Origin of the sequence: Pseudomonas sp. FeN3W, assembly GCA_030263805.2 — a bacterium.
GTDB classification, from domain to species: Bacteria; Pseudomonadota; Gammaproteobacteria; order Pseudomonadales; family Pseudomonadaceae; genus Stutzerimonas; species Stutzerimonas stutzeri_G.
This window is the reverse complement of the sequence record CP136010.1, coordinates 4,051,929-4,064,458: the sequence shown is the minus strand read 5'-3', so window position 1 is coordinate 4,064,458 and position 12,530 is coordinate 4,051,929. Positions and strand designations below refer to the sequence as shown.

12 protein-coding genes and 3 pseudogenes are annotated in these 12,530 nt (G+C 61.0%); 7 read left to right on the top strand and 8 right to left on the bottom strand.

Annotated features, from left to right (window positions below):
• Positions 1–12 precede the first annotated feature (12 nt).
• Both merP and P5704_019135 read left to right on the top strand, forming a co-directional pair.
• Positions 13–288 (top strand): mercury resistance system periplasmic binding protein MerP, encoded by a 276-nt coding sequence (merP, locus tag P5704_019140; protein WOF78118.1) that lies wholly within the window; start codon positions 13–15, stop codon positions 286–288.
• Positions 289–295: 7 nt separating this feature from the next.
• Positions 296–508, top strand: coding sequence for a GDCCVxC domain-containing (seleno)protein (locus P5704_019135; protein WOF78117.1), 213 nt, complete (start codon positions 296–298; stop codon positions 506–508).
• Positions 509–520: 12 nt separating this feature from the next.
• Here P5704_019135 and P5704_019130 read toward each other — a convergent pair.
• From P5704_019130 to P5704_019115, 4 genes and pseudogenes are all read right to left on the bottom strand, one after another.
• Positions 521–3,514, bottom strand: a pseudogene (locus tag P5704_019130) (Tn3 family transposase).
• A 3-nt stretch (positions 3,515–3,517) separates the two neighbouring features.
• Complete coding sequence (locus P5704_019125; protein WOF78116.1) at positions 3,518–3,928, bottom strand: putative toxin-antitoxin system toxin component, PIN family; 411 nt, start codon at positions 3,926–3,928, stop codon at positions 3,518–3,520.
• Positions 3,928–4,167, bottom strand: coding sequence for a ribbon-helix-helix domain-containing protein (locus P5704_019120; GenBank protein WOF78115.1), 240 nt, complete (start codon positions 4,165–4,167; stop codon positions 3,928–3,930). The genes P5704_019125 and P5704_019120 overlap by 1 nt, the downstream gene beginning before the upstream one ends.
• A 30-nt stretch (positions 4,168–4,197) precedes the next feature.
• Positions 4,198–4,644: a hypothetical protein gene (locus P5704_019115; protein ID WOF78114.1), complete on the bottom strand. Its 447-nt coding sequence runs from the start codon at positions 4,642–4,644 to the stop codon at positions 4,198–4,200.
• Between the two features lie 553 nt (positions 4,645–5,197).
• Between P5704_019115 and istA the strand changes: the two genes are divergently transcribed.
• Positions 5,198–6,697 (top strand): IS21-like element ISPst3 family transposase, encoded by a 1,500-nt coding sequence (istA, locus tag P5704_019110; GenBank protein WOF81279.1) that lies wholly within the window; start codon positions 5,198–5,200, stop codon positions 6,695–6,697.
• Positions 6,690–7,493, top strand: a complete 804-nt coding sequence (gene istB, locus P5704_019105) for an IS21-like element ISPst3 family helper ATPase IstB (GenBank protein ID WOF78113.1) — start codon at positions 6,690–6,692, stop codon at positions 7,491–7,493. Before istA ends, istB begins: the two co-directional genes overlap by 8 nt.
• A 451-nt stretch (positions 7,494–7,944) precedes the next feature.
• On the opposite strand, the pseudogene P5704_019100 reads toward istB, so the two are convergent.
• From P5704_019100 to P5704_019090, 3 genes and pseudogenes are all read right to left on the bottom strand, one after another.
• Positions 7,945–8,100: pseudogene (locus P5704_019100) on the bottom strand (TraX family protein).
• Between the two features lie 77 nt (positions 8,101–8,177).
• Positions 8,178–8,618 (bottom strand): YqaA family protein, encoded by a 441-nt coding sequence (locus P5704_019095; protein WOF78112.1) that lies wholly within the window; start codon positions 8,616–8,618, stop codon positions 8,178–8,180.
• Between the two features lie 20 nt (positions 8,619–8,638).
• Positions 8,639–8,944, bottom strand: a complete 306-nt coding sequence (locus tag P5704_019090) for a metal-sensing transcriptional repressor (protein ID WOF78111.1) — start codon at positions 8,942–8,944, stop codon at positions 8,639–8,641.
• Positions 8,945–9,455: 511 nt separating this feature from the next.
• Here P5704_019090 and P5704_019085 point away from each other — a divergent pair.
• The 3 genes from P5704_019085 to P5704_019075 all read left to right on the top strand — a co-directional run bounded on the left by P5704_019085 (position 9,456) and on the right by P5704_019075 (position 11,070).
• Positions 9,456–10,193, top strand: coding sequence for a HupE/UreJ family protein (locus P5704_019085; GenBank protein WOF78110.1), 738 nt, complete (start codon positions 9,456–9,458; stop codon positions 10,191–10,193).
• Positions 10,194–10,205: 12 nt separating this feature from the next.
• Positions 10,206–10,886, top strand: coding sequence for a hypothetical protein (locus tag P5704_019080; GenBank protein ID WOF78109.1), 681 nt, complete (start codon positions 10,206–10,208; stop codon positions 10,884–10,886).
• A 61-nt stretch (positions 10,887–10,947) separates the two neighbouring features.
• Positions 10,948–11,070 (top strand): hypothetical protein, encoded by a 123-nt coding sequence (locus P5704_019075; GenBank protein ID WOF78108.1) that lies wholly within the window; start codon positions 10,948–10,950, stop codon positions 11,068–11,070.
• 80 nt (positions 11,071–11,150) lie between these two features.
• Here P5704_019075 and P5704_019070 read toward each other — a convergent pair.
• Positions 11,151–12,456, bottom strand: a pseudogene (locus P5704_019070) (MFS transporter).
• Positions 12,457–12,530 lie beyond the last annotated feature (74 nt).

The following is a 12,530-nucleotide window of genomic DNA, read 5'->3' as shown; positions in this document are numbered from 1 at the left end:
AGGAGATTAACCATGCGCAAACTGCTGATCGCCGTGCTTTTCGCCTTGCCCTTCGTGGCGCTGGCGGCTCCCCCGAAAACCGTCACGCTCGACGTGCAGAACATGACGTGCGGACTCTGTCCGATCACGGTCAAGAAGTCGCTGGAGAAGGTGTCCGGCGTGAGTGACGTCCAGGTCAATTTCGACCAGAAGACGGCGACCGTCACCTACGATCCCGATAAGGCCCAGCCCGAGGCACTGACTGAGGCGACCGCGAACGCGGGATACCCCTCCACAGTGCAGAAGTGAGGTCACGATGAGCGCCATTGTCCTTGAGTCCGTGCTGACTTGCCCGCGCTGCGGCTTCGCCAAGCCGGAAACCATGCCCACGGACGCCTGCCAGTTCTATTACGAGTGCAGCAACTGCAAGGCGCTGCTGCGCCCCAACCCAGGGGATTGCTGCGTTTTCTGTTCGTTCGGCTCGGTGAAGTGCCCGCCGATCCAGCAGCAGCTTGGGTGTTGCTCATAGCGTTTAGGGGGATCACAGGTCGTCGTCTGGATTACGCAGTGGCCGCAGCTCGCCGCGCGCAACTTCTTCCGGTACCGCAAAGGAATACCGCCCGAGCATGTTGATGTGCTCGTAGATCAGCGGCGATAGCCGGGCCAAATCCTCTTCCAGCACTGGATAGCCGTGCTGCTTGAGCCGTTCCACGGCCGCCGTCATGTAGAGGGTGTTCCACAGCACGATGATGTTCACCACCAGGCCCAGAGCACCGAGCTGGTCTTCCTGGCCTTCGCGGTAGCGCTGGCGGAGCTCGCCGCGTTTGCCGTGGAACACGGCGCGGGCCAGGCTGTGCCGGCCTTCGCCTCGGTTCAACTGGGTCAGGGTGGCGCGGCGCTTGGACTCGTCGTCGATATAGGTCAACGTGTGCAGAGTCTTTTCGATCCGCCCGAATTCGGCCAGCGCCTGGGCCAGCCGGGTGGGTCTGATCTCCCGTTTGCAGCGTGCGCATGATGCCAGTCGCCGGCACCCGGCCGAGTTTGAGCGAGCCGGCCAGGCGCAGCAGGTCGTCCCAGTGCTCGGCGATCAGGTCGAGTTTGACCGACTGGCGGGCCAGCCCGTTGAGCTTGCCGTAGTCCGCGTCCGGGCGCGTGCGCCAGAAGCGGGTACCGCCGACATCGGCCAGCCGCGGACTGAAGTGGTAGCCAAGTAGGCGGAAGAGCCCGAACACCACATCGCTGTAGGCCCCGGTGTCGGTCATGATTTGCGTCGGCTGCAACTCGGTCTGCTGTTCCAGCACGACCGCCAGCAACACCAGGCTGTCGCGCAGCGTGCCGGGCACGGTGATGGCGTTGAGGCCGGAGAATTGGTCGGAAATCAGGTTGTACCAGGTGACACCCGGCCGGTGCCGAAATACTTCGGATTGGGGCCGGCATGCACGGTGCGCACCGGTACGACGAAGCGCATGCCATCGGCGGAGGCGACCTCGCCGCCACCCCAGACTTGGGCCAGTTCCAGTTGGCTTTGCGCTCCGACCAGGATGGCGTTAGCCGCTGACAGGGTGTCGTCGCGGATATAATTCTGGCTGACCCAGGACAGCCGGTCACGGCGCAGCGCCGGGTTGTCGGTGCGGATCAAGGGCTCCAGGCCGGTGTTGCAGGCCCCGCCCAACAGCACCGCGCAGAGGCTGGTGACCAGGTTGTCGGCGCGTGCATTGCGTTCGGAGACATGGGTGAAGGCCTCGGAAAAGCCAGTGCGGGCGGCGATTTCCAAGAGGATTTCCGGCAGATCGACACGCGGCATCAGGTCAGACACGGCCGCCCGCAGTTGCAGCAACGAGCAGGGCTCGTCCAGCTTGTCCAGCGCCCCGAGCGACAGTTCGGTCTTGCCCTCGGTGTTCTCGCTCAGTTGAATCGCCGGGTTGTCGGGCAGGCGCGCGGCTACTGCCAGCCAGGTTGCATCCAGCTCGACGGACAAGGCGTCCAGGGTGGTTTTGGCGTCGATGGTCAGGCCCAGTGACCGGCAGATGATCGGTCGCGCCGCCAGCCATTCGGCACCGTCGAGCAGGCCAAGGCGCGGGTCGGCATAGCGCCAACTGGGCGAGACGAAGACATCGCGGCGGCGCAGGGCCGTGCGCAGCGCATCGAGCGTGCAGAACACATAGGCACCCATGTCGAGGGAGCCATCTTCGCGGGTGATGTGCTTCTGCCAAGCCTTGGCCACGATCTCCTGCGGCGCGTCATCCTCTGGCTTCCGGCGCGGCAGGTTCAGTTGCAGCCACTCCAGACTAGCCGCCACGCCCTTGCCGGCCGGGCTGAAGCCGAAGCGGATGTGCTTGAGCAGGTCGGGCAGGAAGCGGCGCACGCTGCGGTAGCGCGCTTCCAATGCAAGAAAATAGACGTCATCTACCGGGCGGATCAGCGCGTTGACCTCTTCCAGGGCCTTTTCCAGGGTGGTCCTCGGCAGGTCGTTGAACAGCCGGGCGCGCACGTTGTCATCGCTGATCGAGCTGTCCAGCACGACCTTGCACGCGGCGGCGAGCGTCGCGGCCGACCGATCCAGGTCTTTCAGGCTGCGCATGCGGGCTTTCTTGTCGGCCTTCTCCGCGTTGCTGAACAGGTCGCGCAGCAAGGCCTCCAGGACTTCCAGTGCGTCGTCGTGCGCAGTCGCCTCCAGGCAGAGTGCGAAGGCCACCAGTGTCGCCATCCGCCGCGACGCCGGCAGCCGATTAATCGCGGTGACCTTGGCCGTGTTGGCGAAGCGGGCCAGGGCGGCGATACGGCTGGGAGGGATGTGCGCCGCCGCCGGCAAGGTGATGCCGATGCCGCGCACGTCATCGAGCCGGCGCAGTGCCCGAATCAACGCGGGGCCACTGACCATGACCGGGCCGGAGCGCAATTGATCCAGCCGGGAGCTGCGGTTGCCTTCGGCCACCGTCAGCAAGTCTTGCAGTTGCAATCGCTGTTCCTCAGTCACGCTGCGGCCCAGCGTAAACCAGAGGCGTTCTTCGACCCGACTGCGCAACTGGGCGATAAAGCGCTCTAGTTGAGACACACCAGGCAGGAGGACTTTCTGTGTGAACAGCCACGAGGTGGCTCGCTCAAACAGCACTCCCGGCCGGTCGGTGCCCGTCCAGCAGAGGGCATACAGCCAGCGGCTCAAGCGAAAGCCGATGCCCGGATCGGTGAAATGACGATAGCCAAAGCGGTTCTGAATATCGGTGGCATGTATCCAGCGGCGATGATCGCTATAGCGCTGGAGGCAGTCGGGGTCTGGAATCGCCAGTTGTCGGCAAAGCACCTGCAGGACTTCCACCGGCACGGCGGCGGGCTTGTCCGGCAGAACGCCAACGAAGCGGACGGTGGTCAGCAGAACGGCATAACCCAGACGGTTATGGTTACCCCGCAGCACCTGGATGGCTTCACGGTCTTCATCGCTCAGGTGGAAGTAACGTTCCAGCTCTTCACGGCTGGGCGAATCAACATAGCGGCCAAAACCGTCGCGTTGCTCTTGAGTCAGAAAACCGACCGGCATTGATCACAGCACCTCGACGCAGAACACGGCGGGCGTGACGATCCGCGTGCGTTCGATGTGCCCGCGTTGCAGCAGGCCGGCGCGGCGATCACCGGTTACCAGGTAGTCCGCATCGCCCGCCAAGGCCATGGCCAGCAAAAACGAGTCATCCGGATCATCGGCTTCGACCTCGATGGTCAGGCGCTCCAGTACCACAGCCCGTTGCAGGTTATTGATCATGGCGCCCACCTTGGCGGGCTGTAGGATGGCCTGAAGCTTGGGATAGCGGCTGGCTCGACGAATTTCATCGAGTTGCATCCGCGAGGTCACCACCTCGAAACGCGCCGCCCGCCAGGCACGGTAGATCGCATCGGGCGCGCCATGTGGCGAGATCAGGGCGCTGAACAGGATGTTGGTATCCAACACGACCCGCATCAGCGCTTACGTGCCCAGTCGAGCGCTTCGTCAACCGCGTTGGTCAATTCTGCCTCACTCAGATGGGCGTTAGCGGCCTTGGCCTGCTCAGCGCTCAGCTCCAGGATGTGTGCCCGTACCGCTTCTTCGATGAAGCGCGACAGGTCGCCCTTACGGCCGCCGCCCTGGCTGGCCAGAAACATCCGAAGCGACTGGTCGGTGTCGGCCGAGACGGCGACATTCCAGCGAATGGTATTCATAGCGTTCTCCGCTAATAGGTGTTTGTGTGTTTATACGCCAATCACAAAGGGCGATGCAATGGTTCGACAAAACGATGGTTTTCCCGAACTAACCAGACGCCACAAGGGTTTGCGGGCAGGCGCTGGGCTTAAGTGCACTTTCTGTTCCGTTGCTCCCCAAACCCCCTCGACCGGCCTCTCATTGGACAGCACGACATTCGGTGCCGTTAGCCAGTGGAGCGCACCTCCTAGATCCCCATCGTACAGCTCCAATAGCGCATCGAGGATCTCGATAAGACGACAGAACACCTCACCAGCCTGTATAGACATCACGGCACTGCCGGGGGACGCAGTGATCCACTGCGCGATCTGCGCTGGCGATCGCTCCAACTCGCTTGCCAAATCGGAGATCAACGACACCGGCAGGCCCGCCAGTACGGCGACGTGCAGATAGTAGTGGCCTCTCGGCAAATCCAGTTTTTCGCGGAGCCTTTCCATAACTGCCTCCAGGATAATTGGCCATTTGATAATGTCATCTTGGCCCCGAGTTTGCGCATGATGGTCTCGAACCATCCGCACCGTAGCTTCGAGAGAGAGCGAATGAACACTATCTGAAGGCTACTCGGCAGTGCGAGAGGGCTTTGGCAGTGACGCTTTGATCGGTGTTATTATTGAAACCTGCCCAAGAGCTTCCTCTCCCGGGTGCGTGTACCGGTGATGAAACTTGGTTTGAGGCGGTCTCGTTGAGGCCGCCTTTGTCGCTTCTGGGAGAGCCCCCAGTACTAAGCAGCCGTTATGCGTCGAAGCGCAAAGCCTCGACCAAAGCTGTTCGCAGGCCCTCTAACTCGGCATTTCTCCAATCTTATGAACTCGCGCTGGGTACGGACGGCGGGAATTATCTGCAATTATCTCGGCATAGATAATTGATCAATATTTTGTTGCCGCTGACCGAAAACTGACCCAGTAGAGGCTGTTCTGCCGACTGAAAACTGACCCAGGTGTTCAACTGCTTCTGCTCAATTTTTGAGCAGGAGAACACAGGGTGATCAGTATGGAAATGATGGGCAAAATTCGGCGGATGTATTTCCGCGACAAGCTGTCGCTGCATGAGATAGCCAAGCGCACCGGGCTGGCGCGCAACACGATTCGCAAGTGGGTCAGAGCACCTGAGGCCAAGCAGCCGGTGTACCAACGCCGCGCGATCTTTAACAAACTCAGCCCTTTTCACGCCACGCTAGAGCAGGCGCTAAAAGCCGATTCGCTGCGCCCCAAGCAACAGCGGCGCAGTGCCAAGGCGCTGTTGGCGCAAATCAAAGCCGATGGTTATGACGGTGGCTACAGCCAGCTCACCGCGTTTATCCGTGCCTGGCGAGGGGGACAGGGCAAGGCGTCGCAGGCCTTTGTGCCGCTGACCTTTGCTCTTGGCGAGGCGTTTCAGTTTGACTGGAGCGAGGAAGGCTTGCTGGTCGGCGGCATTTACCGGCGTATGCAGGTGGCACATCTGAAGCTGTGTGCCAGCCGTGCGTTCTGGCTTGTGGCGTATCCGAGCCAGGGCCATGAGATGTTATTTGACGCCCATACACGCTCGTTCGGCGCCTTGGGCGGCGTGCCGCGCCGGGGCATCTACGACAACATGAAGACCGCCGTCGACAAGGTCAATAAGGGCAAAGGCCGGGCGGTGAATGCACGCTTTGCGGTGATGTGCGCGCATTACCTGTTCGATCCGGACTTCTGCAACGTCGCCGCTGGTTGGGAAAAGGGCATCGTTGAAAAGAACGTGCAAGACAGCCGTAGGCGCATCTGGCTAGACGCCCAGGACTGTCATTTTCACTCCTTCGAGGAACTCAATGCCTGGCTGGGCCAGCGCTGCCGCGCGCTTTGGAACGAGCTGACGCACCCTCAATACAGCGGGCTGAGTGTAGCCGAAGTGCTGGAGTTGGAGCGCGCTGAACTGATGCCTGTGCCAGCGCCATTCGACGGTTACGTCGAGCGGCCTGCGCGGGTCTCCAGCACCTGTCTGGTCAGCGTCGGGCGCAACCGCTACTCGGTGCCGTGTGAGTACGCGGGTAAGTGGGTCAGCAGCCGTTTGTATCCGACGCGAATCGAGGTGGTGGCTGACGACGCGCTGATCGCCAGCCATGTCCGCTTGCTGGATCGCGACCAGGTCAGCTATGACTGGCAGCACTACCTCCCGCTGATCGAACGCAAGCCCGGTGCGCTGCGCAACGGCGCGCCCTTTGCTGATCTGCCGGCGCCGCTGCGTCAGCTTAAGCACGGTCTGGGGCGTCATGCCGGCGGTGACCGGATCATGGCGCAAGTTCTGGCTGCCGTACCGGTCGCCGGGCTCGATGCGGTGCTGGTGGCTGTTGAGCTGGTACTGGAAAGCGGCAGCCTGAGCGCCGAACACATCCTCAATGTCGTGGCGCGCCTGGCCGCGACCGAACCACCACCCAGCGTCGAAACCCACTTGTCGCTCAAGGAAGCCCCCGTCGCTAACACGGCGCGCTACGACCGCCTGCGTGGCCAGGCCGAGGAGGTCGGTCATGCGTGATTTGATGGCGGAACTCAAGGAGCTGCGCCTGCACGGCATGGCCACGGCCTGGGCGGAGTTAACTGCACAGGGTGAGTCGAACACAGCCTCGTCCAAGTGGCTGCTCGAACACCTGCTGGAACAAGAGCACACAGATCGCGCCATGCGCTCGGTGAGCCACCAGATGAACATGGCCAAGCTGCCGATGCACCGCGATCTGGCCGGCTTCGACTTCAGCGCCTCCAGCGCCGACGCTCGCTTGATCAGCGAGCTGGCCAATCTGAGCTTTACCGACACCGCGCAGAACGTGGTGCTGATCGGTGGGCCAGGCACCGGTAAAACCCACCTAGCCACCGCGCTGGCCGTGTCCGGCATCACCCGGCACGGTAAGCGCGTGCGCTTCTACTCCACGGTCGATCTGGTCAATCTGCTGGAGCGCGAAAAACACGACGGCAAAGCCGGGCGGATCGCCCAGGCACTGCTGCGCATGGATCTGGTCATCCTCGACGAACTGGGTTATCTGCCGTTCAGCCAGGCTGGCGGTGCGTTGCTGTTTCACCTGCTGTCCAAGCTGTACGAACACACCAGCGTGGTGATCACCACCAACCTGAGCTTCGCCGAATGGTCGAGCGTGTTCGGCGACGCCAAGATGACCACCGCCCTGCTGGATCGGCTGACCCACCACTGCCACATCGTCGAAACCGGTAACGAGTCCTATCGCCTGCAACACAGTAGCTTGGCGGCCCAGGCCAAGATCAAATCACGGGAGCGAAAGCGTAAGGGCGGCCAGGAACCGGAGGACGATGAGTCGTTCTGATTTCATGGTGACGACGGCCTGCTGCATGGCTGCATGTGGCAGGTCTTCAACAGCTGAACTGGGCTAGCGAAGGAGTGGGGGCAACAGCAGCTGCGCTGGTAGACTTATCCACAGTTGCTGGTAACAAAATCAGCAATCCGCCCTGGGTCAAATTTCAATCGGCAGGGTGGGTCAATTTTCCATCAGCGCCAACACAATATTTAGCCGCCACTACTGAGCAGCGCCTCTCAAAGTTAATCCTTTAGATACAGCAGGTTACAGAACGAATGTCCTAATTTTTGCCTTATCTCGGCATGCCCCCTAATGCGGAAAATGGCTGCTGCGAGGTGCTCGCGGCGGCCAAAAACGGAGAACTGAGCGGGTTACCTGGTCGATTTTGATCGACGGCCCGCTTTCAAAAGCAGCAAGGGCTGAAGTCGACCGGAAATACAGGGTTACTTCAGACCTTCCTTAGGTAGCGGCCATTGCTGCGAGTGAACAACGCGCCAACTTCCGTTCGACAGACATTCACGGCGATCGCCAGGCAAAACAGCGGGAACGAGAGGCGTCCCAGAATGAACAGGTTATCCAGTGATGGCCATGCCAGACGCATGTGGTCGAGCACCATCGTGAGCAGGGCGATCCACTTGATGAGGTCCTGTCCGTTGTGTCGTTCAACCCGCGAAGGTGGTGATTCGTACGCGCTCAACTCAGGTTCTCCAGGATGAGAATCGCAAGGACCAGATACCGTCCGCCCTTGGCGAGCGTGACGATCAGGACGAACCGCCAGAGCGGCTCTTTCATCACGCCGGCGATCACGGTTAGCGGGTCTCCAATGATGGGTACCCAACTGAGCAGCAGCGACCAGTACCCGTAACGTTCATAGGAGGCTTTGGCTTTTTCGAAGGCCGCTTGCTTTACCGGAAACCAGCGCTTTTCGCGATAAGCCTCGATACCTCGTCCCAGCAGCCAGTTCACAACCGATCCGAGTACGTTGCCTGTGGTGGCCACCACCAGCAGGATGGCTGTGGAAAAACGCTCGGATATCAGCAGTCCGCCCAGCACTGCCTCCGATTGCATGGGCAGCAGGGTTGCCGCGCCGAATGCAGCCAGAAACAGGCCGAGGTAACCGCCGTACTCAAACATTCAACAACCGAGCACCGTGCCTACAGGTATTTGGTGATTTGCTTGAATTCGTCCAGTGCCGAACGGTCGCCCTTGCTCAGGGCTGTCACCGAGTCTTCCAGGCAATGGTCGATGTGGTCCTGGATCAGTGTCCGCTTCGCCTGGCACACGGCCTTTTCAACAGCATGGAGCTGCTGGGCGATGTCCACGCATTCACGTCCTTCATCGATCATGGTGATGATGCTGCGCAGGTGGCCGTCCGCTCGCTTGAGGCGTTTGATGATGGCGTCGTGAGTCTGGTGGGTATGAGCGTGACCATGCGGTTGGTCGTGAACGTGTTCTGACATGACTTGAGTCTCAGACGGCGATACTTTACGCTCTGCATGCTATCCCCCTGGGGGGGTTGGGTCAAACGCGCTATTTCACACCGTGTTTCAACCGGATAAGCATTGGGATGTCTCGTCGTTTTCTTTCAGCGACCATGATCGTGGCTTTGGCAATGGCCTTTCTGCTGGCCTGGACCGGTCATGCCTATTCACTTTCCGTCCTCTCGCAAATCACGGCAAAGAGCGCCCAGAGCCTGACTCATGATCACTCCCACGACTCGTCCCTGAGTTGTGCGCAGTGCTCTGATCACTACCACTCCCCCCTGACGCCCGATCACCAGCACGAAACGCCTCAGATACCAGCTGCAATCCACTTCTCCAGTCATTTCGAAGCCTCGGTACACCTGGCCATGCTGGGCGATTCCGTGCCTTGGCCCCCCATCTTCCGTATCGAACGCCCACCCCGTCCTGTGCTTGCTTCCTGACCAAGGCCGCTCTGCGGCCAACAATCACTGCAAGAAAGGATTGATCCATGCATTCGCACTCCCTAAAGGGTGGGGGCCTGTTCGCCATGCGTTCACGCCACCTGTTGTATCTGCTGTTCCTGCTCGTCGCCTCGCTGTTCATCGGCATGCCAGAAGCTCTGGCCCATGCCGTGGCCGAGGGTGACAAGGGCTTCATCCAGGAAAGCACCGGGGTCATGCTGATCCCCTTCATCTACATGGGCGCCAAGCACATGGTCACGGGATACGACCATCTGCTGTTCCTGTTCGGCGTCATCTTCTTCCTCTACCGGCTGAAGGATGTCGGCCTGTACGTCACGCTGTTTGCGGTCGGCCATTCGGTGACGCTGCTGATCGGCGTGCTGACGGAAGTCAGCATCAGCTCGTACGTCATCGACGCAATCATCGGTTTCTCGGTGGTGTACAAGGCCCTGGATAACCTGGGCGCCTTCCAGCGCTGGTTCGGCTATCAGCCGAACACCAAGGCCGCCACGCTGATTTTCGGCCTGCTGCACGGCTTCGGCCTGGCAACCAAGATCCAGGAATACGAGATCTCTCCCGATGGGCTGATCCCCAACCTGATCGCCTTCAACGTAGGGGTGGAGATCGGTCAGCTGATGGCGTTGAGCGCCATTCTGATCCTGATGGGCTTCTGGAGGCAGACCCCAAGCTTCTGGCGTCATGCCTATACCGCCAACGTCGCAATGATGAGTGCTGGTTTCCTGTTGATGGGTTACCAGATCTCCGGCCTGTTTCTGACCGCTTAAGGACTCCTGATCATGTTCAATTCTCCACTCCCATCGGCAAGCGAATTGCCGAGCAGCCGCCAACTCGTTCGTTCCACCGTCATTGCCCTGGCTGTCGCCATGGGCCTGCTGGTCACCGTGGTGATGCCTTCGGAATACGCGGTCGACCCGACCGGCCTGGGCCGCGCCATGGGCCTGACGCAAATGGGCGAGATCAAGATCACCCTCGCTGCCGAGGCTTTGGCTGACGAGGCTGCGTCGAAAGCGGCAGCTGCTCCGGCCCCAGCTCCTGTCGTTGCTGCTGCACCGGCACCTGCACCGGTAGCGCCACCCGTACAGCAAGTGGCAGCAGCCCCTCAGCCCGCGGCTCCCGTATCCAGCAAACCTGCTGCCAACGCCAAGTCCGATCAGGTCACCGTAACCCTGACGCCAGGCGAAGGTCGGGAGATCAAGCTGGAAATGCTCAAGGGCAGCACTGTGAGCTATGAATGGACCGCATCCGGCCCGGTCAACCACGACACCCACGGTGAGATCTACAACGCCGCCCAAGGCGATTTCCACAGCTACAGCAAAGGGCGTCAGGTGAAAGGCGACAAGGGCGACCTGACCGCGCTGTTCGATGGCACCCATGGCTGGTTCTGGCGTAACCGCACCAACGCCGATGTCACCATCGTGCTGAACACGACTGGCGACTACCTGAACGTGAAGAAGTAATCCCGCCGGGGCGAACCTGTTGTTCGCCCCGACTTTTTGATCTCAATTGGAATAGCTGAAGATGACTACCAAAATCCTCAAATCGCTCGTTGTGCTGAGCTTCCTCGGCCTGTTGGCTGCCTGCGGTGGTACTGATACCGAATCGAAGTCTGGCGATGCGGGTCACGGCCACTCGCACGAGTGATGCAAACAGGGCCGCTAAAGCGGCCCTGTTTCTTTCTGGATTACGCGAAGATCATCGATAGAACCCGTGCAACGCGGGCTTTATGGCTTTGGCCATTTCCGGTGATCGTCATCGATGACGAACGAGTGCGCATGCGCATTGCCGTTGGCCACGTGCGGGTGGTCTTCCGGCAGGTCATCGTGATTGTGCGCTACCACGTCTTCCTCATACTCCGGGCGCCAGATCCGCTTGCTCACCAGCCAGGCTACGGCGGCAACCAGACTCAGTCCGATGAACGAAGCCGTCAGGCTGACGCTTGCCCCCAACCATCCCGCGAGCGGGTAGGTGATCAGCCAGCAGGCGTGTGAAAGGGCGAACTGGGCGGCGAACAGCGCAGGTCGATCGCTGGGCTGAGGACGAGCGCCGCAGAATGCGTCCGGACGGTGTCTGTGCCAGGGAGTAGCCGGCACCCAACACCAGCCACAACAGGATCAGCGCCGGGTAACTGGAGACGAAGGTACCCAGGATCAAACCGGCTACCAGCACGGCACCGCCGGCCAGCATCGCCTTGCGATCGTCCAGTCGTTCCAGCAGCTTGGGCAGCATCAGGGCGACCACCATCGAGCCACCGCCGAAGGCCATCAAGGCCATGGCGGTAGAGCTCTGGGGCAGCGCGAACTTGGATTGCACCAGTACCACGGTGTTGACGATGACCATGGCGCTGGCGGCTGCGATCGTCAGGTTCAGTGCAAGAAGGCCACGCAGCCGCGGGGTGCGCAGGAAAATCCGCATGCCCTTGGTGGTGCGTTCATAGATGCTGCGTTTGGGTCCTCGTGCCGCCAGGGGCAGCACCACGGTACCGACCATCGCGGCGGACACCAGGAAGCCCACCACCGTGCCCGCGAACAGGCTGTGGAAGCTGACCACCGTAAGCAACAGCGCGGCCAGCATCGGACTGATCACGCTTTCCAGGTCATAGGCCAGGCGCGAAAGGGAAAGCGCCCGGGTGTACTCGCGCTCATCCGGCAGGATGTCAGGGATGGTGGCCTGGAAGGTTGGCGTAAACGCCGCAGAGGCCGACTGCAGCACGAAAATCAGCACGTACACCTGCCAGATCTCGGTGACGAAGGGCAGCATCAGCGCGACCGCTGCCCTGACCAGATCGAGGGTGACCAGCATCGCCTTGCGCGGCAGATGCTCGGCGAACGCGGCGGCAACCGGTGCAACGCCGATGTAAGCCGCCATCTTGATGGCGAGCGCGGTACCCAATACAGCTCCCGCCTGGGCGCCGGCCAGGTCGAATGCCAGAAGCCCGAGGGCAACCGTCGCCAGACCAGTGCCCACCAGGGCGATCACCTGGGCCAGAAAGAGGTGTCGATAAGTACGATTTTTTAGAACGGATAGCATGCGCTACCTCCGGGTAGTGCGGGTGATTCATGTTTCTAGCGTATCCCCCCTGGGGGGATACGGTCAACGTGAGT